Annotated in this window: 18 protein-coding genes; 15 read left to right on the top strand and 3 right to left on the bottom strand. The window is 57.4% G+C overall.

What is annotated here, in order from left to right; all coding sequences use genetic code 11:
* Positions 1-30: 30 nt before the first annotated feature.
* The 6 genes from ACL0K2_RS22120 (at position 31) to fliT (ending at position 9,687) form a co-directional block, all read left to right on the top strand.
* Positions 31-5,214, top strand: a complete 5,184-nt coding sequence (locus tag ACL0K2_RS22120) for a glycosyltransferase (protein ID WP_413044506.1) — start codon at positions 31-33, stop codon at positions 5,212-5,214.
* A 504-nt stretch (positions 5,215-5,718) separates the two neighbouring features.
* Complete coding sequence (locus ACL0K2_RS22125; protein ID WP_045161505.1) at positions 5,719-6,882, top strand: flagellin; 1,164 nt, start codon at positions 5,719-5,721, stop codon at positions 6,880-6,882.
* Between the two features lie 72 nt (positions 6,883-6,954).
* Positions 6,955-7,314: a flagellar protein FlaG gene (locus tag ACL0K2_RS22130; protein WP_045161506.1), complete on the top strand. Its 360-nt coding sequence runs from the start codon at positions 6,955-6,957 to the stop codon at positions 7,312-7,314.
* A 65-nt stretch (positions 7,315-7,379) separates the two neighbouring features.
* Entirely contained in the window at positions 7,380-8,801 is a 1,422-nt protein-coding gene (gene fliD, locus ACL0K2_RS22135; RefSeq protein WP_045161508.1) for a flagellar filament capping protein FliD, read from the top strand.
* A gap of 132 nt (positions 8,802-8,933) precedes the next feature.
* A complete protein-coding gene (fliS, locus tag ACL0K2_RS22140; protein WP_045161509.1) occupies positions 8,934-9,320 on the top strand; it encodes a flagellar export chaperone FliS in 387 nt (128 codons plus the stop codon).
* A 73-nt stretch (positions 9,321-9,393) separates the two neighbouring features.
* Positions 9,394-9,687, top strand: a complete 294-nt coding sequence (gene fliT / locus ACL0K2_RS22145) for a flagellar protein FliT (protein WP_413043420.1) — start codon at positions 9,394-9,396, stop codon at positions 9,685-9,687.
* A 138-nt stretch (positions 9,688-9,825) separates the two neighbouring features.
* Here the strand turns inward: fliT and ACL0K2_RS22150 are convergent, their stop codons facing one another.
* Complete coding sequence (locus ACL0K2_RS22150; protein WP_413043421.1) at positions 9,826-10,107, bottom strand: pyrimidine/purine nucleoside phosphorylase; 282 nt, start codon at positions 10,105-10,107, stop codon at positions 9,826-9,828.
* Positions 10,108-10,222: 115 nt separating this feature from the next.
* Positions 10,223-10,564, bottom strand: coding sequence for a DMT family protein (locus tag ACL0K2_RS22155; protein ID WP_045161513.1), 342 nt, complete (start codon positions 10,562-10,564; stop codon positions 10,223-10,225).
* 151 nt (positions 10,565-10,715) lie between these two features.
* Here ACL0K2_RS22155 and ACL0K2_RS22160 point away from each other — a divergent pair, with 151 nt between their 5' ends.
* Together ACL0K2_RS22160 and ACL0K2_RS22165 are read left to right on the top strand one after the other, a co-directional pair.
* Entirely contained in the window at positions 10,716-10,967 is a 252-nt protein-coding gene (locus tag ACL0K2_RS22160) for a YkgJ family cysteine cluster protein (RefSeq protein WP_080890569.1), read from the top strand.
* A 28-nt stretch (positions 10,968-10,995) separates the two neighbouring features.
* The gene (locus ACL0K2_RS22165) at positions 10,996-11,613 is read left to right on the top strand and encodes an START domain-containing protein (protein ID WP_413044507.1); all 618 of its coding nucleotides are present in this window, start codon (positions 10,996-10,998) and stop codon (positions 11,611-11,613) included.
* Between the two features lie 188 nt (positions 11,614-11,801).
* On the opposite strand, the gene gltA is transcribed toward ACL0K2_RS22165, so the two are convergent.
* Entirely contained in the window at positions 11,802-13,073 is a 1,272-nt protein-coding gene (gene gltA, locus ACL0K2_RS22170) for a citrate synthase (RefSeq protein WP_045161514.1), read from the bottom strand.
* A gap of 350 nt (positions 13,074-13,423) precedes the next feature.
* Here gltA and sdhC point away from each other — a divergent pair, with 350 nt between their 5' ends.
* The 7 genes from sdhC (at position 13,424) to lpdA (ending at position 22,610) form a co-directional block, all read left to right on the top strand.
* Positions 13,424-13,810 (top strand): succinate dehydrogenase, cytochrome b556 subunit, encoded by a 387-nt coding sequence (sdhC, locus tag ACL0K2_RS22175; protein WP_196298642.1) that lies wholly within the window; start codon positions 13,424-13,426, stop codon positions 13,808-13,810.
* A complete protein-coding gene (gene sdhD, locus ACL0K2_RS22180; protein ID WP_045161516.1) occupies positions 13,804-14,172 on the top strand; it encodes a succinate dehydrogenase, hydrophobic membrane anchor protein in 369 nt (122 codons plus the stop codon). The genes sdhC and sdhD overlap by 7 nt, the downstream gene beginning before the upstream one ends.
* A 3-nt stretch (positions 14,173-14,175) precedes the next feature.
* Positions 14,176-15,948 (top strand): succinate dehydrogenase flavoprotein subunit, encoded by a 1,773-nt coding sequence (sdhA, locus tag ACL0K2_RS22185; protein ID WP_045161517.1) that lies wholly within the window; start codon positions 14,176-14,178, stop codon positions 15,946-15,948.
* A 10-nt stretch (positions 15,949-15,958) separates the two neighbouring features.
* Positions 15,959-16,663 (top strand): succinate dehydrogenase iron-sulfur subunit, encoded by a 705-nt coding sequence (locus ACL0K2_RS22190; RefSeq protein ID WP_045161518.1) that lies wholly within the window; start codon positions 15,959-15,961, stop codon positions 16,661-16,663.
* Positions 16,664-16,951: 288 nt separating this feature from the next.
* The gene (locus ACL0K2_RS22195; RefSeq protein ID WP_045161520.1) at positions 16,952-19,783 is read left to right on the top strand and encodes a 2-oxoglutarate dehydrogenase E1 component; all 2,832 of its coding nucleotides are present in this window, start codon (positions 16,952-16,954) and stop codon (positions 19,781-19,783) included.
* A gap of 68 nt (positions 19,784-19,851) precedes the next feature.
* Positions 19,852-21,078 (top strand): 2-oxoglutarate dehydrogenase complex dihydrolipoyllysine-residue succinyltransferase, encoded by a 1,227-nt coding sequence (gene odhB / locus ACL0K2_RS22200; protein ID WP_045161521.1) that lies wholly within the window; start codon positions 19,852-19,854, stop codon positions 21,076-21,078.
* 95 nt (positions 21,079-21,173) lie between these two features.
* Positions 21,174-22,610, top strand: coding sequence for a dihydrolipoyl dehydrogenase (gene lpdA / locus ACL0K2_RS22205; protein ID WP_045161523.1), 1,437 nt, complete (start codon positions 21,174-21,176; stop codon positions 22,608-22,610).
* The last annotated feature ends 30 nt before the right edge of the window (positions 22,611-22,640 follow it).

A 22,640-nucleotide genomic window follows, 5' to 3' on the forward strand; every position in this document is an offset into this window, starting at 1 on the left:
GGCGTGAAGAATCAGGATGTGGGGGTGTGCATGCACAAGTTTGAAAACAGGATAGTGGTCAGTGTCCCGGTGTACAACGAGGGGGCCTACGTCCTGGAAACACTAGAGTCGCTCGCTGCCCAAACTCACTCCGACTTCCTGGTGCTGGTGGCCGACAATGCCTCCACCGATCGAACGGGTGACATTTGCCGGGAGTTCTGCACGCGCGACTCTCGCTTCCACTACGTGCGCCACGAACGCAACGTCGGTGCCTCCGCCAACTTCCGCTACTGCTTCGAACACACTACGTCTGAGTTCTTCATGTGGCTCGGGGGGCACGACGTGCTGGCTCCCGAATTCCTCGCCGAAGCCTATGCACGGATGCAAGACGATGATCGGATAAGCCTGGTCTACAGCCGGACCCAGTGGATTGACGACACCGGTAGGGTGCTCGGCCAGACCAACGGCGGCAACTACATATTCGCCGAGCCGTTGGCGCCCCACGAGCGCTATCTCAAGTTATTGCACGCACTGGATCGTTGCGAGGCGGTCAACCAGCTAATCCGTCGCTCCTTCATTGATCTGGATTTTCGCCCGGTGGTGAGCGCCGATCTGGCCTTCCTCTGTCACTTGGCCGCTCATGGGCCCTTCGCCCGCATCGAAAAGCCGCTATATATTCGCCGGGAGATCCGCAAGCGCGACACGACGGCGATGGAGCGCATGACCGGTAGCAAGAGCGCCGCTCACTACCATCAGCTTGCTGAGCTATTTGTGCACAGCATCACCACGCACCGAGCCATCGCCTCAGAGCAAAAACTGGAGCTGATCGGGCAGGTGCTGAATTGGCTGAACAAGCGCTTCCAGCTATTCAGCGAAACGGCGCCGGCTCCGCAGACAATGGCTCCGGCGCCTCGGGCTGTCGCGGAGACGGCGACCTCGCCCGTGCCATTCTTCAGCGTTGTCATGCCCATGTACAACCGCGAGCGCTACGTGAAAGAAGCGATCGAATCGGTGCTGGCGCAGGGCGATCCGGACTTTGAGCTAATCGTCGTCGACGATGGATCCACTGACCGTTCGTTGGATATTGTAGGCGAGATCGACGATCCGCGACTGCGGCTGTTGCGCAACCAGCACGGCGGCGGCGCGGCGGCGCGCAACACGGGCATCGATGCTGCGCGCGGCGAGTTCATCGTCTGGATTGACAGCGACGATCGGCAAGCGCCGGGCGCACTGGCCGCGCTGCGTAGGACCATACAGGCCTGCCCGGACGCCGATGTCTATTACGGCGACTTGGAGATATTCGACGACACCCGTCCAGATAAGCTGTGGCGTACCGAATATCCAGATTTCTATGGCGAGGCGCTGTTGCCACGGTTGATCCGTGGCAACTGCCTGCCCAACCCTGGCACGGCTGTGCGTCGGTCGCTATACCAACGCTACGGTGGCTACGATGTCGCCTTCGTCCGCTGCCATGATTTCCACATATGGACTCGACTTGCCGATAGTGCCCGCTTCAAGAAGGTCGACAACATCGTCTGCCACTGGCGTCAGCACGGTGAAAGTCTTTCCAGTGCCAAGACCCGTGCTTTCGAAGCCAAGGTCGCGCAGGACATGGTTGAGCGTTACTCCCCCAGCCGACTGTTCCCTGACCTGAGTGACGATTCGCAGGGGCAGGGTGCGGCTCTATGGCGGGTTTCGCATATCCACCAGGAACTGGGCGAGCCGGCGCAGGCGTTGCGTGCCGCCTATCGTGCGCAGGCGCTGGGCGTCGGTGATCAAGACCGGATTAGGGAACTTGAACGCCTGTCCGGCAGCCGCTATGAACCGTTCTTCAGCGTCGTGCTGACTACCTTCAATCGCCCGCAACTTCTGTTGGATGCGCTAGCAAGCCTTGAAAAGCAGCAGTTCCGCGATTTTGAAGCGATTCTGGTCAACGATCATGGTGAGGAAGTGGAGCCGTTGCTGGCGCGCTTCCCTTATTGCATCACCTATATTCGCCAAGGCCGAAATCGAGGGCCGGCCGCCGCACGAAACGCAGCGCATCGCGTGGCTCGCGGACGATATGTTGTGTATCTGGATGACGACGACATCTTCCTGCCGGATCATCTACAGACTCTGGCTGACGCACTGCAGGAGCGCCCGGGCGAGGTGGTCTACAGCGATGCGTTGTTCGTGACTGAAAGAATCGAAAACGGTGTGCGCCACAGCCTTCAGGAGGAGCGACGGTATCCGCATGACAGCTATTCGCGCGAGCGCTTGTTCGTTGACAACTATATACCGGTCAACACGTTTGCCTGGCCACGTGCAGTGGCCGCCGAGGTCGGCGAATTTGACGAGACGCTATCGGGCCTGGAGGACTGGGATTTCCTGCTGCGATTGGCGATAAAGCTACCTTTCCACCATGTGCAGCGAGAAACGGTACAGGTACGCATGCGCGTCGGTGACGCCGCGCCCGATCGTCGCTCCCTACACGCTTTTAAAGATTACCCAGCGCTGTACCGTGAACTGTATTCGCGGCATTCGGATTTGGACGATGCCAGCATCAAAAGCCAGCGTGCCGCCAAATTAACGCAGCTCGGACAGATGTCCAGCGGGAGTCCAGGGGATATTGTTCGGACATGGCTCGCGGCGCGTCTGCCGAATCCTTTGCAGCAACGATTGATCGAAGAGCACCTTGAGGACAATCAGGGTGGACCACGCATCGGTGTTCTGGTGCTTGATCTACAGGGCTACGTTGAGTCTGTCACGCAGACGCTAGCCAGCCTGCGGGACGATCAGCAAGGGTATCGGCACATTGAAGCAAAGGTGTTGACCGTCGGTGATTTCGGCGGTGATGCGCTTTCTGGCGACGTGCCCATCCAGGTAACCCTGGAAAACTACGTAACGGCGCTTAACCAGGCCGCGGCGCAGCTGGATTGTGAGTGGTGCTTGCTAGTGCAAGCCGGAGAGCGTTTTACAGCAAGCGGTCTGCTGATCGCTGCACTTGATCTTGTCGCAGCGCCAGACTGCCGTGCGATATATACCGACGAGATTCAAGTTGCTCCTAACGGTGAGCTGCTGCCTATCTTGCGACCAGATTTCAACCTCGATTTGCTATTGAGCTTTCCGGCCAGCATGGGGCGGCACTGGTTGTTTCGGCGTGACGTATTCACAGCTGCTGGCGGGTTCGATCGCTCCTATCCAGGTGCGCTCGAATTCGAGTTGGTGTTGCGCCTTATCGAACAAGGTGGCCTGGCTGGGCTTGGGCATGTGTCCGAGCCACTGTTGATTACGCCTGTGCTGCAACTGGAACATAGCGACGATGAAGTGAGGGCCATCAGAAAACATTTGGGAACCAGAGGATACGCGCAGGCCGAGATCGTACCGTTTCTGCCAGGACGTTATCGGTTGCAATATGGGCATGCCACGGCACCAGGCGTCTCGATCGTTATTCCGGCTTTTGCGCCTCTGGCCGCGTTTCAGCGGTGCATGGAAAGCATCCTGGAAATGACGCGGGATGTCCCTTATGAGCTGTTGCTTGTTCCTAGAAAGGAGCAGGGCGATGAGATGGTCACTTGGCTGAATGGCTTGAAGGCTATGGGCGAAGCCAACGTGCGTGTGCTGGACGAATGCGCGGCCAAAGGGTTACGGGCATCGCAAAACTACGCGGTTCAGCAAGCACGAGGGGACTATCTGCTTTTCATCACCGCGGATACGGCGGTCGTGATGGAGGATTGGCTCACCTCGATGCTGAATCATGCTCAACGGCCGGAAGTAGGCGCCGTGGGCGTCAAGATGGTCAGCTCGGCTGGGGCAATTCAGCACGCCGGTATCGTGCTTGGTCTGCAGGGGCCCGCTTGCTCTCCGTTCATAGGCGAGAAGTTGGATGCTTCGGGTTACATGAATCGCCTTGAAGTCGACCAGAACTACAGCGCGGTCAGTGGCGCGTGCTTGATGATTGCTCGCGAGAAGTTCCTGGAACTTGGTGGGTTGGACGAGTCGGGTGAGGCGGAAAACTGGGCTGACCTCGACCTTTGCTTAAAGGCCCAACAGGCCGGCTATCTCAATGTCTGGACTCCGCACGTCAGCGTAATGAAAGATCGCGCGGATGAGCCGTTGAGTACGGTTGAACAGGATCGCCTGTATAGCCGCTGGCTACCCGTTCTGGCACGCGACCCGGCGTACAACCGAAATCTGTCGTTGGTCAAGCCCGGTGGTTTCAAGCTTGCCGATAACGCAATCTCCTGGCGTCCTATGTCTTCTTGGAAGCCATTGCCGAACATATTGGTTCACCCTGGAGACATGTTCGGTTGCGGGCACTACCGGATGATTTATCCTTTCCAGGCGATGCAGTCCAGCGGACTGGCTGAAGGCGCAGTGTCGGTCGGTCTGATGCACCCCACGGATCTGGAGCGATACGAGCCGGATGCGATTATTCTGCAACGGCAGATCGGAGCAGATCGTCTGGAGGCGATGCGTAGGATTCAGGCCTTTTCGCGAGCGTTCAAGGTTTATGAGCTCGACGATTATCTACCGAACCTTCCAGTTAAGAGTGTTCATCGAACACAAATGCCGAAGGATATTGTCCGGTCTCTTCGCCAAGGGCTTGGTTTCGTTGATCGCTTCGTCGTTTCCACTGAGCCGTTAGCCGATGCGTTCAGGGGCTTCCACTCGGATATCCTGGTAATGCCGAATCGTTTGCCAGCCGAAGTCTGGGGAGGGCTCGAGCGTAAGCGGCTTCCTCGCGGCCGCATGAGGGTCGGCTGGGCAGGGGGATCCAGCCACACCGGTGATTTGGGTATAATCGCCGATGTCGTCAAAGAGCTTGCAGGTGAGGTTGACTGGATTTTCTTTGGCATGTGCCCTGAGTCACTTCAGCCTTATGTCAAGGAATGGCACCGGGGCGTAAGCATCGAGCATTACGCGCGAACGCTGGCGTCGTTGGATCTGGATCTGGCTATCGCACCGTTGGAACACAATGCATTCAACGTTTGCAAGAGCAACCTGAAACTCCTGGAGTATGGTGCCTGTGGTTATCCGGTGGTGTGTACCGACATAGAACCGTATCGTGGCGCTATGCCCGTGACGCGAGTCAGGAATCGATTCTCCGAATGGGTAGACGCCATCCGCGGTCACATGGCCGAGCGCGAGGCTACCGAACGTCTAGGTGATGAGCTTCGTACGTTGGTTTATCGTGATTGGCTGCTAACCGGCGATCCGGTGGATCAGTGGCTCGCGGCCTGGACGGGACGCTAACCTCGAGTTCGCATCGTGTTAAAAGGTGATCTTGCGATCTGAGCCTAGCCTTCTGAGCCCCTGTGGGCTTTGTTGGCTGGGCGAAACCCAGCGAGTACAAGGGTGACCTCAAGAGCTCTGACCGGGCATAGCTCTTTTCTTATAGTTGCTATAAAGCAAATCCCGTCATTGCTAAGCTGAGCTGCGGACAAGTCACCTTGGGCCCCATCCCGATACAAACCAGGCGTTCGCCTTCCTTCCGTAGCAATCCGCGGCAGTAAATTCTCCAGCTTTAAAGTACTTCGCCCTTTGGTCGATATAGATTCCGTTCGGCTCGGTTACCGGTCGTACAAACTCTTGAGTCGGCACGCATGGGCAGCTTCAAAAAAAAAGTGAGCAGCCGCTAAAGGTCCCAGACGAAGCGCCGATACAAGAGATGAATGCGAACTCTCTGGTTGCCTGAGCATTGCAGGCTAGGGTCGCAACCCAGGCAATACAAGCTAGGTCCGATGGAGGACAAACATCATGGCTTTGACAGTAAACACCAACGTTGCTTCCCTGAATACTCAGCGCAACCTGAACAACTCGTCCAACTCGCTGGCTACTTCTATGCAGCGTCTGTCGACGGGCAGCCGGATCAACAGTGCAAAAGATGACGCCGCCGGCCTGCAAATCGCGAACCGTCTGACCAGCCAGGTGAATGGTCTGGGTGTTGCTGTGAAGAACTCCAACGATGGCATCTCGATGGCTCAAACAGCCGAAGGTGCCCTTCAGCAGTCCACAAACCTGCTGCAGCGTATGCGTGATCTGGCTCTGCAATCTGCAAACGGATCCAACAGTGACTCCGAGCGCAAGGCACTGAACTCGGAAGTGAGTGAGCTGAAAAAAGAACTGGATCGTATTTCGAACACCACCACCTTCGGTGGTAAGAAATTGCTGGATGGCAGCTTCAAGACCACCACCTTCCAGGTGGGTAGCGCGGCTAACGAAACCATTAGCGTCAAGATTGACGAAATGAGCACCGACTCTCTCAAAGGTAAGTCCTTCGAAGGGTCTGTTGCTGCCGCAGCCGGAACCGCGAGCGCTTCGGGTACCGTTACTGTGAGTGGAACCGTTAACGGTGAAGACTTCACCGTGACTACCACCATCGCGAGTGGTACTTCAGCCGCCGATGCAACTCAGCAAATCGCGACCGCGATCAACGATGCGAACGTGGGCTTGGGCGCCTTTGTAACTGAAGGTGGAGATACCAAGATCATCTCCTCGCTAGATACTGATGGTTCGGCGAACGCGCTCACCGCTTTGTCTGTAAGTGCGCTGCCTACGGGTCTGACAGCTGGTGCGGCTTATACTGCAGCTACATCGGCAACAGAAACCAAAGTATCGGCGATTGATGTAAGCACGGTGCAGGGATCTCAAGAGGCTGTGATGGTGATCGACCAGGCCATTCGAGATATCGATTCGCAACGTGCTGACCTTGGTGCTGTTCAGAACCGATTCGAGAACACTATCGGTAACCTGCAGAACATCGCTGAGAACGTCTCTGCCGCCCGCGGTCGTATCCAGGACACGGACTTCGCCGCGGAAACCGCTAACCTGAGCAAGAACCAGATTCTGCAACAGGCCGGTACCGCGATTCTCGCGCAGGCCAAGCAGCTGCCACAGGCAGTCCTGAGTCTGCTGCAGTAACACGCGGCTCTGATATGGCGTAAGGATGGGGGAGTGCTTGCACTTCCCCATCGATTCATTTCGAGGTGAATCATGGACGTCGCAAAAGCAACCTGGATTGGACCCGCGTTGAACCCGCTCAGTACGGCACCCAGACTCTCCAAGGAGCCTGGGTTTTCGTCGTCTGATCGGCAAGAGGTAGCTGCACCTAGTGATGACCAAGCTGCCCAGCCGACGGCTGTGGGCGAGGCGGTGGAGAAATTGCTTGCACAAATGCAAAGTACCCAACGCGATTTAAGTTTCAGTATTGATGATTCAACAGGCGACCTGGTCGTTCGAGTAGTCGATGGCGAGTCGGGAACGGTAGTTCGGCAAATCCCTTCCGAAGAGATCCTTCGGTTAGCCGAACGGCTTGACGAGATGCGCAGCCTGCTATTCGAGACCAAGGCGTGAGCGGCACGTTTATTGAATGCTATGCGGATCGCACTGTAACGATGGTTTTTTGACGAGGTAAGGCTATGGCAGGCATAACGGGTCTAGGCGGTTCCGGTCTCGATATCGATAGCGTGGTGGCCAGCATGGTTGCGGCGGAGCGTGCGCCGAAGGATGCGCAACTCAGCAGGCTTGAGGCCAAAACCACGACGCGGATTACGGCGATCGGCACGCTGAAAAGTGCCATAAGCGAGTTTCAGACTGCCTTGGGTAAGCTTGGCAAGCCCGATGTTTTTCAGGCCAGAGCTGCAACCTCTTCTAATACTGATCTCGTTGCGGTAACGGCAGGCGTATCCGCTGGTGCCAGCAGCTATAAGGTTGAAGTCAGCCAGCTTGCGGCTGGAAGCAAGGTAGCGCTTCAGGCAATAGTTGATGATCCGAAATCGCCGGTAACCTTGGGTAGCGGGACTCTCACTGTCAGCGTCGGTAATGTTGCGCTGCCTGCTATCACGGTGGCTGAGGGCAACAACACACTGGCGGGGATCCGGGATGCAATTAACAAAGCCGGCGCTGAGAAGGGCCTGAGCGCGACCATAGTGACCGACAGTTCTGGTTCACGTTTGGTGCTCAATAGCTCGACTACAGGTGCAGGCGAGGACATCACGGTCGCTGTCACAGGCGAAAGCGGCGATTTGTCCAAACTCGCATTTGCTGGGGGAACAGCCGCGCCGGGTAACGATGGTTCGGCGGGTGTGATCACGAAAGCCAGCAACGCCGAGCTCACAATCGATGGGCTGAATGTCAGCAGCAAGACCAACAAAGTCGGGACGGCCATCGAAGGTGTGACGTTGGAGTTGAAAGGCCTTACGGAGGCCGACAAGCCGATCACGGTCGGTGTGAGTTTGGATAAGGCTGGAGTGACGAAGCAGATCCAGAGCTTCGTCGATGCATATAACAAGCTTATAGGCGTTGTTAATGCCCAAACCAAGGTTACTCCGGTAGGTGACGGTAAAACCCCGGTAACCGGCGCGCTGGTTGGAGATGCGACTGCTCGCAATTTGCTCAATACCATTCGCAGCGAGTTGGCAAAAGTGGACGGGGCGAATGGAATCCGTGCGCTTAGCGATATCGGTATTACCACCCAGAGAGACGGCACGCTCAAAGTGGATAGCGAAAAGCTGACCAAGGTCATGGACAATAGCTTCGAGGGGCTGTCTGCATTGTTCGCTGGCGAGAGCGGCTTAGCAACTCGTCTTGATAACAGGCTCAAGCCGTACACCGAAACTGGCGGTATTCTTGAGCAGCGCAATAAGGTAATGACCGAAACCATCTCTGGTATTGACAAGCAGAAGGAGGATTTGAACCGTCGTATCACCTCGCTGCAGGAGCGTCTCTACAAGCAATTCAACGCAATGGATCTACTTGTTGGCCAATTAGGCAACACCTCCAACAGCTTGCTCGCGTCGTTGGAGAACTTGCCCTGGGCAGCCAGCAACTCTAAAAAGTAGCGTTTCGTGAAACTGAAAAGCCGCCTTGCCCAGGCGGCTTTCTTCGTTAAAAAGCTCGTCCGGCCATAAAGTTCGCCCGCGCTCGTCCGATACATTGGATATACGAACTGATGTGGCAAGGGGCTCATCCAAATGAATGCTATGGCAGCAATGAAGCAGTATCAGCAGGTCGGCGTTAAGGTTCAGGTCAACGAGGCTGATCCGCACCGTTTGATCCAAATGCTGATGCAGGGTGGCCTGGACCGTATTGCGCAGGCGAAAGGCGCCATGGAACGTGATGCGTTCGCGGAAAAGGGTGTGCTGGTTGGCAAGGCCATCAACATCATTGGTGGTTTGCGCGATGCGCTTGATAAGAGCGTCGGCGGCGAGCTGGCGGAGAATCTGGACCGCCTATATGAGTACATGACGATGCGTCTGTTCGAGGCGAGCCGGCATAACGATATCGACAAGCTGAACGAAGTGGGCAGGTTGCTGGGCGAAATCAAGCTGGCCTGGGATCAAATCGCACCACGGCCATAATCCGGCCTGTCCGGCGCACTGTTTACTTTGCGCTACATTTACGCTTACCCATTCGCTTTCTTCGAGGATGCACATGCAGTCACGCAAACAGGCATTCGCTACGCTGACTGACAAGCTGCGCGGCGCGCTGGAGGCGACCGATTGGGAAGCGGTAACGATATTGGACCTGGAGTGCCGCGCTCTGGTAGCGGCACTGCGCGACGAAGATGCTTCCGATGCCGCTCTGCATGAGCAACTCGTACAACTGTCGCGCTTGTATGACCGCCTTCAGCAGTCCGGCAACGCGGAGCGCTCGCGTGTGGCTGGGGAGTTGACACGCTTGAATCAGTCCAGGCAGGTCAATCAAGCCTACAAGGCGCTGGATTGAGCCTCTCTCAGACCGAGAGACTTCCTGCAAAATATCGATGAAAACGCTCCGCGATATTCCACGGAGGCCATCCACCCTAGGGTACCTAAGGTGGACTCCATGTAACGAGCGTGTGTTTTCCGCGCCTGGTCTTGCCGTTTAGCGGTACTCGCACAGATAAGCCGTATCCGTTGCCACCTTCAGCTGAAACTTGCTGTTGGCTGGCACGGTGAATTGGCTGCCCGCCCCGAAGGTTTGATAGTTTTCGCTGCCAGGGAGCTTTACGTCCAGGCTGCCGGCCACTACATGCATGATTTCCAATTGATTGGTGCCGAACTCGTAATCGCCCGCGGCCATGACGCCGATGGTGGCTGGGCCTGCCGCCATATCAAAGGCAATGGATTTGACTGTGCCGTCGAAGTACTCGTTGACCTTGAACATTCGAAACCTCTTGAAGGTGCGGAAAGGGCGGCCAGTATGCCGAAGCACTGTGGTGGCGTCATCAGGTCTCGGCGGCCGGCTGAAGGCTGATGACGTTGTGTTTTGCGAGTCGCGCTCATGATCGGAAAATGAAATATACCGCCCCAAGCAAGCACAGCCCGGCCCATAGGTAATCGAGTTTCAGCGGCTGTTGCATGTACAGCACGCTGAACGGAACGAAGATGGCGAGGGTGATCACTTCCTGCATGATCTTCAACTGGCCGATCGATAGTTCGGTGTAGCCGATGCGATTGGCCGGCACCATGATCAGGTACTCGAACAGGGCGATCCCCCAACTGATCAGCGCAGCGATCAGCCAGGGTTTGCCGTTGAGTGTCTTCAAATGCCCGTACCAGGCGAAGGTCATGAAGAGGTTCGAAGCGCAGAGCAGGGCAGCGGTCTGAAGCCAGATGGGCATGAAGGATTCTCGGAAGGACGACGACGGATCCTATTTGGCCGCCGCACGGTCCCGCAAGTATCTGTTAAGCGCCTCGTGTCCTGGTACTAGTGTCTTTTATTCAGGCAGCCATTATTATCGCCGCCCCGTTTTTTCATTTCGGGTGATTGGAATGAATTGCCGCCCCGGTTGCGGTGCCTGCTGCATCGCTCCTTCTATCAGCTCACCGGTACCTGGCATGCCGTCCGGTAAGCCAGCTGGAGAACGCTGTTTACATCTCTCCGAATCGAATCGGTGCGAGCTGTTTGGTCTTCCTTCACGGCCTGCGGTATGTGCCGCTTTCCAGGCTGACCCTAGTGTTTGTGGCGATAATCGGGAGGATGCGATTCGGCTGCTTGGCTGGCTGGAACAGGTCACTGCCTGATATATCGGAGCGCTTGAACATTCTGGAAATGGGAAGCCTGTGTATGAGGGCGTTTGTTCGTTGGCTGGCGATGGGGTTGGTCTGTGCTTCGATAGCTCATGCGGAGGGGAAATGGCGCCTGGCTCAGGACAAGGATGGAGTTCAGGTGTATTTGAAGCCGGTCTCGGGCTCTGCCTATAAAGCGTATCGTGGCGTTACGACAATCCAATCCGACCTCGGTACGTTGCGTGCTCTGCAGGAAGATGTGGTCGACGCCTGCGCCTGGATCCATCAGTGCATGAAGCAGGAACTGTTGCAGATCAAGGGAGCTAACGCTTGGAGCTATATCCAGTTCAGCTCGCCATGGCCTGTAGCGCCTCGCGACTTAGTGGTGAAGGTTACGAGTAGAGAACTTGAGGGGGGTGCGCTTCGGCGGGAGCTGAATGGCGTTCCAGATTATGTGGCGGAGAATGAAGGCTTCGTCAGAGTCACCAAGGTCGAAGGCTTTTGGCTGTTCGAGCCGATGGGCGAGGGTGGAGTGCGGGTCACCTATCAGATGCACACGGAGCCGGGTGGCAGTGTGCCGTCATGGCTAGCAAACAAGTTTGTCGTCGAGGCGCCGTACAACACACTGCGGGATCTGCGCAAACGAGCAGAATATCGTTAAGGAAGGATCTTGATGTCGTCCGCTGCTACGAAAGCAAGCCGCTGTGCTAGGTCGAGCGGAAAATAGGAAGCTATTTGCACCTCCGAACAAGCCGCGCGCGAAAGCAAAGGTATAAAAAGAAACCCCGCCTATTGAGCGGGGTTTCTTTAGCAGCAAGTGCAGCCTGCTATTTTTGTTTCCCAGGCGGCTCAGCGAGGCAGGTCGCGCTGCGGGTGGCCGGTGTAAAGCTGGCGCGGGCGACCTATTTTCTGGCCCATCGCGATCATTTCCTTCCAGTGCGAGATCCAGCCAACGGTACGCGCCAGGGCGAAGATCACGGTAAACATGCTGGTCGGGATGCCGATGGCCTTGAGGATGATGCCTGAATAGAAGTCCACGTTCGGATACAGGTTGCGCTCGGCGAAGTAGGGATCGTTCAGCGCGATCTCTTCCAGCTTCATCGCCAGCTCGAGCTGCGGATCGTTGATGCCCAGCTCACCCAGTACTTCGTCGCAGGTCTGCTTCATGACCTTGGCGCGCGGATCGAAGTTTTTGTATACGCGGTGACCGAAGCCCATCAGCTTGAACGGATCGTTCTTGTCCTTGGCTTTGGCCAGGAACTTCTCGATATTCGACACGTCGCCAATCTCGTCCAGCATGGTGAGAACGGCTTCGTTAGCGCCGCCGTGTGCCGGCCCCCAAAGCGCCGCAATACCTGCAGCAATACAGGCGAATGGGTTGGCGCCAGTGGAGCCCGCCAGGCGAACGGTGGAAGTGGAGGCATTCTGCTCGTGATCTGCATGCAGAATGAAGATGCGATCCATTGCTTTGGCCAGAACCGGGCTGATCGGTTTCACTTCACAAGGTGTGTTGAACATCATGTGAAGGAAGTTCTCCGCGTAATTCAGGTCATTACGCGGATACATCATCGGCTGGCCCATGGAGTACTTGTAAACCATGGCGGCCAGGGTCGGCATCTTGGCGACCAGACGTACTGCGGAAATTTCGCGGTGATGCGGGTCGTTGATGTCCAGGGAATCGTGGTAGAAGGCCGAGAGCGCGCCAACAACGCCGCACATGATGGCCATCGGATGCGCATCGCGACGGAAACCGTTGAGGAAGGACTTGAGCTGCTCGTGAACCATCGTGTGGTTCTTGATAGTGCTGATGAACTTCGCCTTTTCCTCGGCGGTGGGCAGTTCACCATTTAGCAGGAGGTAGCAGGTCTCGAGATAATCCGTCTTGTCGGCCAGTTGTTCGATTGGGTAGCCGCGATGCAGAAGAATGCCTTGGTCACCATCGATATAGGTGATTTTGGACTCGCAAGAGGCGGTGGACATGAAGCCGGGATCGAAGGTAAAGCGACCCGTGGAGGTCAGGCCTCGTACATCGATTACGTCAGGCCCTACGGTGCCGGTTAAAACGGGCAGTTCGATGGCGTCTGCGCCTTCGATGATCAACTGCGCTTTGTTGTCAGCCATGTATGGCCTCCTGTTTTATGCTTGGAATCATCATGGCCCCCCACGCAGGGCCCGCATCACTATAGTGAGATAAATCTCAAAGTCAATTTGCGCGGGCCGCCTGCGGCAGAGGGGTTTTACGGGTGAATTCGCAACACAGAAGAGCCTATTTACGGCATTTATAATTCGACGCGCCATCCGCCTTTAGTGGCACTTCACCACATTGTCATTAGCGACCTAACTGTTTATACTCGGCGACCGACCGGCAGGGGCCTAACAGGCAGTTTCCTGTGGGTTGTCACTCGTGGGTGGCGGGTACCGCTGCGTACTCTTCCCAACAACTTTGCCCTGCGTGTTAGGGGCTCTCAAGTGTGAAAAAAGCCGTGAAAAGCCAACGACCTGTAAACCTAGATCTTAGGACAATAAAACTCCCGATCACTGCTTACACCTCAATCCTTCACCGCATCTCTGGTGTGATTCTGTTTGTGGGTGTGGCCATTCTGCTGCTTGCGCTGGATACCTCGCTTTCTTCTGCCGAAGGCTTCGAAGAGGTGAAGGCGTATCTCGGTAGCCCATTGGCCAAGTTGGTGATTTGGGTGCTGCTATCTGCATTGCTGTATCACCTGGTGGCCGGTGTACGTCATCTGGTCATGGATACCGGGCATGGTGAGACGCTGGAAGGCGGCAAGCTGGGCTCGAAAATCGTTCTGGCCGTTTCGGCGGTGCTGATCGTGCTGGCGGGAGTGTGGATATGGTAACCAACGTCACGAACTTTTCGCGTTCGGGTCTGTATGACTGGATGGCTCAGCGTGTTTCTGCAGTTGTTCTCGCGGCTTATTTTCTGTTCCTGATCGGGTATCTGATCGCGAATCCGGGGCTGGAATATTCCCAGTGGCAGGGGCTCTTCTCGGCCAGTTGGATGCGCATCTTCAGTCTCCTGGCGCTGGTCGCCCTGAGTGTGCATGCATGGGTTGGTATGTGGACTATCTCCACTGACTACCTGACCAACATGGCAATCGGTAAGTGGGCTACCGGTGTGCGTTTCCTCTTCCAGGCCGTGTGTGGCATCGCCATGTTCACGTTCTTCGTCTGGGGTGTGCAGATTCTTTGGGGTATCTGATCCATGGCTAGCATTCGTACTCTTTCTTATGACGCCATCATTATTGGTGGCGGCGGCGCGGGTATGCGCGCTGCGCTGCAGTTGGCCCAGGGTGGCCATAAAACTGCGGTGGTGACCAAGGTTTTCCCGACTCGCTCGCACACCGTATCCGCCCAGGGCGGCATCACCTGTGCCATCGCTTCGGCTGACCCGAACGACGATTGGCGCTGGCACATGTACGATACCGTCAAAGGCTCCGATTACATCGGTGACCAGGACGCTATCGAATACATGTGTTCTGTCGGCCCGGAGGCCGTGTTTGAGCTCGAGCACATGGGCCTGCCGTTCTCCCGTACCGAGCAAGGCCGCATCTATCAGCGTCCGTTCGGTGGTCAGTCCAAGGACTATGGCAAGGGCGGTCAGGCCGCTCGTACCTGTGCGGCTGCTGACCGTACCGGCCATGCGCTGCTGCATACCCTTTACCAGGCCAACCTGAAGGCGGGCACGTCCTTCCTCAACGAATGGTATGGCGTGGATCTGGTGAAGAACCAGGATGGGGCCATCGTTGGCATCATCGCTATCTGCATCGAAAACGGCGAAACGGTCTATATCCGCTCCAAGGCTGTGGTTCTGGCTACCGGTGGTGCGGGCCGCATCTATGCGTCGACCACCAACGCCCTGATCAATACCGGTGACGGTGTCGGCATGGCGCTGCGTGCGGGCGTGCCGGTTCAGGACATCGAGATGTGGCAGTTCCACCCGACCGGTATCGCCGGCGCTGGCGTGCTGGTGACCGAAGGTTGCCGCGGCGAGGGTGGCTACCTGATCAACAAGCATGGCGAGCGCTTCATGGAGCGTTACGCGCCGAACGCGAAAGACCTGGCGGGTCGTGACGTGGTCGCGCGTTCCATGGTCAAGGAGATCCTGGCTGGCAATGGCTGTGGTCCGGATGGCGACCACGTGATGCTGAAGCTTGATCACCTGGGCGAGGAAGTGCTGCACAGCCGTCTGCCAGGCATCTGCGAACTGTCGAAGACCTTCGCGCACGTCGATCCGGTCACTGCTCCGGTGCCTGTGGTTCCGACCTGTCACTACATGATGGGTGGTGTCGCCACCAACATTCATGGCCAGGCTATCACCCAGGATGCCAACGGCAACGACAAAATCATCGACGGCCTGTTTGCGGTAGGCGAAGTGGCTTGCGTATCCGTGCATGGCGCCAACCGTCTCGGCGGCAACTCGCTGCTGGATCTGGTCGTGTTCGGTCGTGCGGCCGGTCTGCATCTGGAGAAGGCGCTGAAGGAAGGTATCGAGCTTCGCGGTGCTACCGACACCGATCTGGACGTTGCCCTGAACCGCCTGTCCAGTCTGAACGAGCGGACTACTGGCGAAGATGTCGCTTCGTTGCGCAAAGAACTGCAGAACTGCATGCAGAACTACTTCGGTGTGTTCCGTACTGGCGAATACATGCAGAAGGGTATCGCTCAGCTTGCCGATCTGCGTCAGCGCATCGCTACCGTCAAGATTTCTGACAAGAGCCAGGCCTTCAATACCGCACGTATTGAAGCACTGGAGCTACAGAACTTGCTTGAGGTCGCTGAAGCGACTGCTATCGCAGCAGAAAATCGCAAAGAGTCCCGCGGCGCGCATGCCCGTGAGGATTTCGAAGAGCGTGATGACGAGAACTGGCTGTGCCACACCCTGTACTTCCCAGGTGAAAAGCGTGTAGCCAAGCGGGCCGTGAACTTCTCTCCGAAGACAGTTCCGACTTTCGAACCCAAGGTCCGGACTTACTGAGGTCGCCGATATGTTGCAAGTGAGCGTTTATCGCTACAACCCGGATAAAGATGAAAAGCCGTACATGCAGGACTTCCAGGTCAATACCGATGGTAAGGACCTGATGGTGCTGGACGTGCTTGCCCTCATCAAAGAGCAGGACGAAGGCTTCTCCTATCGTCGCTCCTGCCGTGAAGGGGTTTGCGGCTCCGACGGTATGAACCTGAACGGCAAGAACGGTCTGGCCTGCATCACGCCATTGTCGTCCGTCGTCAAAGGCAACAAGCTTGTGGTTCGTCCGTTGCCTGGTTTGCCCGTTATTCGTGACTTGGCGGTTGATATGGGCATCTTCTATAAGCAGTACGAGAAGGTTCGTCCTTATCTGATGAACGATACGCCGGCTCCGGCTATCGAACGTCTGCAGAGCCCGGAAGATCGGGAGAAGCTTGACGGTCTGTACGAGTGCATTCTGTGTGCTTGCTGTTCGACCAGTTGCCCGTCCTTCTGGTGGAATCCGGACAAGTTCCTTGGCCCCGCTGCGTTGCTTCAGGCCTACCGCTTTCTGGCCGATAGTCGCGACACAGAGACCGAGAGCCGGCTTTCTGCATTGGACGATCCGTTCAGCGTGTTCCGCTGCCGCGGCATCATGAACTGCGTGAGTGTCTGCCCGAAAGGGTTGAACCCAACCAAAGCGATTGGTCATGTGCGCAACATGCTGCTGCAGAGCGCAACCTGATGTGCCCTAGGCGCCTGTGGTTATCCGTAGTTACAGGCTCTTAATGCTTCACCGCGACACCTACGGCGCCAGAGTTTGAACTCGGCGCCGTAGTCTTAGTAGGAATCCCAGCTTACAAGGCCGGGGTTTCGCTCTGAAAATTTGATGACCAGCAGGAGCATCCGGGGTGGTTCTCGGAAACTATCTGCGCGGTCCGTAGTGGCTTTACCCGGGTCGCTGCTTCAGAACTTGGGAAGTCATGCTGCGGTCTCCACGCTGGTGGTGTCTCCTTATCGAAGGTGACCAGACATGCAAGAAAGCGTAATGCAGCGCATGTGGGACAGTGCCCACCTATCCGGTGGTAACGCTGCCTATGTGGAAGAGCTTTATGAGCTCTACCTGCACGATCCCAACGCTGTGCCCGAAGAGTGGCGCACCTACTTCCAGAAGCTGCCTGTCAATGGCGGCGCTGCAGCCGATGTTTCGCATTCGACAATCCGCGATCACTTCGTCCTGCTGGCCAAGAACCAGCGTCGCGCCCAGCCGGTTTCTGCGGGTAGCGTCAGTAGCGAGCATGAGAAGAAGCAGGTTGAAGTCCTGCGTCTGATCCAAGCGTACCGGATGCGTGGCCACCAGGCTGCTCAGCTCGATCCGCTGGGCTTGCAGCAGCGCCCGGTTCCGGCTGATCTGGCCATTAACAACTATGGCTTGACTGATGCAGACCTGGATACGGTTTTCCGTACCGGTGATCTTGCCATGGGCAAAGATCAGGCTACCTTGCGTGAAATTCACCAGGCGCTGCAAGAGACTTATTGCCGCACCATTGGCGCAGAATTCACCCATATCGTCGATTCGGATCAGCGCAACTGGTTCATCCAGCGCCTGGAAAGCGTCCGTGGTCGGCCGACATTCTCACCGGAAATCAAGAGTCATCTGCTCGAGCGTCTGACCGCTGCCGAGGGTCTCGAGAAATATTTGGGCACCAAGTATCCGGGTACCAAGCGCTTCGGTCTGGAGGGGGGTGAGAGTCTAATACCCCTGTTGGATGAGATCATCCAACGGTCCGGCTCGTACGGCACGAAAGAAATCGTGATCGGCATGGCCCACCGCGGTCGCCTCAATGTCCTGGTGAACACGTTCGGCAAGAACCCGCGCGACCTTTTCGACGAGTTCGAAGGCAAGAAGGTAGAAGGGCTTAGCTCCGGCGACGTCAAATATCATCAGGGCTTCTCCTCGAACGTCATGACCCCCGGTGGTGAAATACATCTGGCGATGGCATTCAACCCGTCCCATCTGGAAATCGTTTCGCCAGTGGTCGAGGGCTCCGTTCGCGCGCGTCAGGACCGTCGTTCCGATTCGGCCGGTGACAAAGTGCTTCCGGTAACCATCCACGGCGACGCCGCCGTCGCGGGTCAGGGCGTGGTCATGGAAACCTTTCAGATGTCCCAGACCCGAGCCTATCGGACTGGCGGCACTATCCGGATCGTGATCAACAACCAGGTCGGCTTCACGACAAACAAGCAGGAAGATGCGCGCTCCACCGAGTACGCGACCGACGTTGCGAAGATGATCCAGGCACCGATCTTCCACGTTAACGCAGACGATCCCGAGGCGGTGCTGTTCGTCACGCAGCTGGCGGTCGACTACCGCATGCAGTTCAAGCGCGACATCGTCATCGATCTGATCTGCTACCGTCGCCGCGGCCACAACGAGGCCGATGAGCCGAGTGGTACTCAGCCGCTTATGTATCAAAAGATCGCCAAGCAGCGCACCACTCGTGAGCTGTATGCCGACTCGCTGACCCAGTCGAAAGTGCTGGAAGAAGCGCAGGTTCAGGAGAAGGTCGACGAGTATCGTACTGCGCTGGACAACGGCCTGCATGTGGTTAAGAGCTTGGTCAAAGAGCCCAACAAGGAGCTGTTTGTCGATTGGCGCCCGTATCTGGGACACACCTGGACCGCTCGTCACGATACGCGCTTCGATCTGAAAGCCTTGCAGGAACTGTCCAACAAGATGCTGGCCATTCCGGAAGGTTTCGTGGTTCAGCGTCAGGTTTCGAAGATTCTTGAAGATCGTCAGAGGATGGGTGCCGGTGCGCTGGCCATCAACTGGGGCTATGCCGAGACGCTGGCTTACGCGACGCTGTTGTTCGAAGGCCACCCGGTGCGTATCAGTGGTCAGGACGTCGGTCGCGGGACCTTTTCGCACCGCCATGCCGCGCTGCACAACCAGAAAGACGGTAGCACCTACATTCCGTTGCAGCATCTGTACGAAGGGCAGCCACGGTTCGATCTATACGACTCCTTCCTCTCGGAAGAAGCCGTGCTGGCATTCGAATACGGTTATGCGACCACCATGCCCAACGCGCTGGTGGTCTGGGAAGCCCAGTTCGGTGACTTCGCCAATGGGGCGCAGGTCGTCATCGACCAGTTCATCACCAGTGGCGAGCATAAGTGGGGCCGTCTTTGTGGTCTGACCATGCTGCTGCCGCACGGCTATGAAGGGCAGGGACCGGAGCATTCATCCGCCCGCCTGGAGCGCTATCTGCAGTTGTGCGCCGAGCACAATATCCAGGTGTGCGTGCCGACCACGCCGGCGCAGGTCTACCATATGCTGCGTCGTCAGGCGATCCGCCCGCTGCGCAAGCCGCTGGTGGCCCTGACTCCAAAGTCATTGCTGCGTCACAAGCTAGCGACCTCGACGCTGGAAGAGCTGACTCAGGGCTCGTTCCTGACCGTGATTCCGGAAATCGATCAGATCGAGCCGAGCAAGGTCGAACGCCTGATCATGTGCAGCGGCAAGGTCTATTACGATCTGCTGGATAAGCGCCGCAACGAAGGCCGGGAAGATATCGCGATCATCCGCCTAGAACAGCTCTACCCGTTCCCGGAAGATGATCTGGCCGAGGTGCTCGCGCCGTATCAGAACCTCAAGAGCATCGTTTGGTGTCAGGAAGAGCCGATGAACCAAGGCGCTTGGTATTGCAGTCAGCACCATATGCGTCGTGTTGCCGTCGCGCACAAGAGGGAGTTGTTCCTGCAGTACGCAGGTCGTGAAGCCTCTGCTGCGCCTGCGGTCGGCTATGCCTCCATGCACGCCGAGCAGCAGGAGAAACTGCTGCAGGACGCGTTCACCGTTTAAATCATTCTTGCAAGAGGCCGCGATCGCGCGGCCTCGATGTAGAAATCGAATCAAATAGGACCCAGCTAATGGCTATCGAGATCAAAGCCCCCCAATTTCCGGAATCGGTTGCTGACGGCACCGTTGCCACCTGGCACAAGCAGCCGGGCGACGCGGTCAAGCGCGACGAGCTGATCGTCGACATCGAGACCGATAAGGTCGTGATGGAAGTATTGGCCGAAGCGGACGGCGTGCTGACCGAAATCGTCAAGAATGAAGGCGACACCGTGCTCAGTGGCGAGCTGCTCGGCAAGTTGGAAGCCGGTGGTGCTGCCAGTGCTTCTGCGCCTGCCGCGGCCCCGGCTGAAGCTGCTGCGCCCGCTGCTGCTGCGCCCGCGCCTGCTGCCGGTGGTGAAGATGCCATTCTCGCTCCGGCTGCGCGCAAGCTCGCCGAAGAGAACGGTATCGACCCCAACAGCGTCAAGGGCACCGGTAAGGACGGCCGCGTCACCAAGGAAGATCTGGTCGCCGCCATCGAAGCCAAGAAATCCGCTCCGGCCGCCGCCAAGCCTGCTGCCAGCGCCGCTGCTGCGCCTGTTGCTGCTGCCGGCGATCGTACCGAGAAGCGCGTGCCGATGACCCGTCTGCGCGCCAAGGTCGCTGAACGTCTGGTCGAAGCACAGTCGAACATGGCGATGCTGACCACCTTCAACGAAGTCGACATGACCGAAGTCATGGCCCTGCGCTCGAAGTACAAGGACCTGTTCGAAAAGACCCATAATGGTGTGCGCCTGGGCTTCATGTCCTTCTTTGTCAAGGCATCTGTCGAAGCGCTGAAGCGCTTCCCGGCAGTCAATGCCTCGATCGACGGCACCGATATCGTCTATCACGGTTACCAGGATATCGGCGTTGCCGTGTCCAGCGACCGTGGTCTGGTCGTACCGGTCCTGCGCAACGCCGAGCTGATGAGTCTGGCCGAAGTCGAAAGTGGCATCGCTACCTTCGGCAAGAAGGCTCGTGACGGCAAACTGTCGATCGAGGAAATGACTGGCGGCACCTTCACCATCACCAATGGAGGTACCTTCGGCTCGATGATGTCGACACCGATCGTCAACCCGCCGCAAGCTGCCATCCTCGGCATGCACAACATTTTGCAACGTCCGATGGCCGTCAACGGTCAGGTTGTCATTCGGCCGATGATGTATCTGGCGCTGTCCTACGATCACCGTCTGATCGATGGCAAGGAGGCGGTCAGCTTCCTCGTGACCATCAAGAACCTGCTGGAAGATCCTGCCCGTCTGCTGCTGGATATCTAACAAGCGTCACGGGCTGCAGCCGACAGGCTAGGCGTAAGCCGGGCTTGTTGATTGCGGCCTTTGACTTTTGCTGCACGTACTCAAGAGGATTTGCAATGAGCCAGAAATTCGACGTCGTCGTCATCGGTGCCGGCCCCGGCGGTTATGTAGCAGCCATTCGCGCAGCCCAATTAGGTTTGAAGACCGCGTGCATCGAGAAGTACCAGGGCAAGGAAGGCAAGACCGCGCTTGGCGGCACTTGCCTGAACGTCGGTTGCATTCCGTCCAAGGCGCTGCTGGACAGCTCCTACAAGTTTCACGAGGCGCACGAGAGCTTCAAGGTGCATGGCATCAGCACCGGCGAAGTGGCCATGGACGTTCCGACGATGGTTGCTCGCAAGGACCAGATCGTCAAAAACCTCACTGGCGGCGTTGCAGGCCTGATGAAGGCTAACGGTGTGACCGTTTTCGAAGGTCACGGCAAGCTGCTCAGCGGCAAGCAGGTCGAAGTCACCGGCCTCGACGGTAACACTCAGGTGCTGGGCGCCGAAAACGTGATTCTCGCGTCAGGCTCCAAACCGGTGGATATTCCGCCTGCGCCGGTCGACCAGAAGATCATCGTCGACTCCACCGGTGCGCTGGATTTCCAGAGCGTCCCGGCCAAGCTCGGTGTGATCGGCGCTGGTGTGATTGGTCTGGAGCTGGGTTCGGTATGGGCGCGCCTGGGCGCCGAAGTCACTGTGCTGGAAGCGATGGACAAGTTCCTGCCGGCCGCTGACGAGCAGATCTCCAAGGAGGCGTTCAAGGTGCTCAGCAAGCAGGGTCTGAAGATCCTGCTGGGCGCGCGCGTGACCGGTTCCGAAGTCAAGGGCGACCAGGTCACCGTCAACTTCACCAACGCCGAAGGCGAGCAGCAGCAAACCTTCGACAAGCTGATCGTGGCGGTTGGCCGTCGTCCGGTGACCACCGACCTGTTGGCGGCCGACGCCGGCGTCGACATGGACGAGCGTGGCTTCATCTTCGTCGACGACTATTGTGCTACCAGCGTCCCGGGTGTTTACGCCATCGGTGACGTGGTACGGGGTGCCATGCTCGCCCACAAGGCCTCGGAAGAGGGCGTGATGGTGGCTGAGCGCATCGCTGGCCACAAATCGCAAATGAACTACGACCTGGTTCCGTCGGTCATCTATACCCATCCGGAAATCGCATGGGTTGGCAAGACCGAGCAGGCGCTGAAAGGCGAGGGCGTTGAAATCAACGTCGGTACTTTCCCGTTTGCCGCTAGCGGCCGCGCCATGGCTGCCAACGACACCGCCGGACTGGTCAAGGTGATCGCCGATGCCAAGACCGACCGAGTGTTGGGCGTTCATGTGATGGGGCCGGCTGCAGCTGAACTGGTTCAGCAGGGCGCAATTGGCATGGAGTTCGGTACCAGTGCCGAAGACCTCGGCATGATGGTCTTCTCGCATCCGACCATGTCCGAAGCGCTGCATGAAGCAGCACTGGCAGTGAATGGCCACGCCATTCACATTGCCAACCGCAAGAAGCGCTGATAGCGCTGCGGTAGAAGACGGTTCGCGTCG

Origin of the sequence: Pseudomonas sp. YJ42 (genome assembly GCF_047225135.1) — a bacterium.
In the GTDB taxonomy this organism is placed as follows: Bacteria; Pseudomonadota; Gammaproteobacteria; order Pseudomonadales; family Pseudomonadaceae; genus Stutzerimonas; species Stutzerimonas stutzeri_E.

Bases quoted from the DNA above. Each gene is read 5' to 3' on its own strand.
- ACL0K2_RS22120 (WP_413044506.1), top strand. From the start codon at position 31: ATGCACAAGTTTGAAAACAGGATAGTGGTCAGTGTCCCGGTGTACAAC.
- ACL0K2_RS22125 (WP_045161505.1), top strand. From the start codon at position 5,719: ATGGCTTTGACAGTAAACACCAACGTTGCTTCCCTGAATACTCAGCGC.
- ACL0K2_RS22130 (WP_045161506.1), top strand. From the start codon at position 6,955: ATGGACGTCGCAAAAGCAACCTGGATTGGACCCGCGTTGAACCCGCTC.
- fliD (WP_045161508.1), top strand. From the start codon at position 7,380: ATGGCAGGCATAACGGGTCTAGGCGGTTCCGGTCTCGATATCGATAGC.
- fliS (WP_045161509.1), top strand. From the start codon at position 8,934: ATGAATGCTATGGCAGCAATGAAGCAGTATCAGCAGGTCGGCGTTAAG.
- fliT (WP_413043420.1), top strand. From the start codon at position 9,394: ATGCAGTCACGCAAACAGGCATTCGCTACGCTGACTGACAAGCTGCGC.
- ACL0K2_RS22150 (WP_413043421.1), bottom strand. From the start codon at position 10,107: ATGTTCAAGGTCAACGAGTACTTCGACGGCACAGTCAAATCCATTGCC.
- ACL0K2_RS22155 (WP_045161513.1), bottom strand. From the start codon at position 10,564: ATGCCCATCTGGCTTCAGACCGCTGCCCTGCTCTGCGCTTCGAACCTC.
- ACL0K2_RS22160 (WP_080890569.1), top strand. From the start codon at position 10,716: ATGAATTGCCGCCCCGGTTGCGGTGCCTGCTGCATCGCTCCTTCTATC.
- ACL0K2_RS22165 (WP_413044507.1), top strand. From the start codon at position 10,996: ATGGGAAGCCTGTGTATGAGGGCGTTTGTTCGTTGGCTGGCGATGGGG.
- gltA (WP_045161514.1), bottom strand. From the start codon at position 13,073: ATGGCTGACAACAAAGCGCAGTTGATCATCGAAGGCGCAGACGCCATC.
- sdhD (WP_045161516.1), top strand. From the start codon at position 13,804: ATGGTAACCAACGTCACGAACTTTTCGCGTTCGGGTCTGTATGACTGG.
- sdhA (WP_045161517.1), top strand. From the start codon at position 14,176: ATGGCTAGCATTCGTACTCTTTCTTATGACGCCATCATTATTGGTGGC.
- ACL0K2_RS22190 (WP_045161518.1), top strand. From the start codon at position 15,959: ATGTTGCAAGTGAGCGTTTATCGCTACAACCCGGATAAAGATGAAAAG.
- ACL0K2_RS22195 (WP_045161520.1), top strand. From the start codon at position 16,952: ATGCAAGAAAGCGTAATGCAGCGCATGTGGGACAGTGCCCACCTATCC.
- odhB (WP_045161521.1), top strand. From the start codon at position 19,852: ATGGCTATCGAGATCAAAGCCCCCCAATTTCCGGAATCGGTTGCTGAC.
- lpdA (WP_045161523.1), top strand. From the start codon at position 21,174: ATGAGCCAGAAATTCGACGTCGTCGTCATCGGTGCCGGCCCCGGCGGT.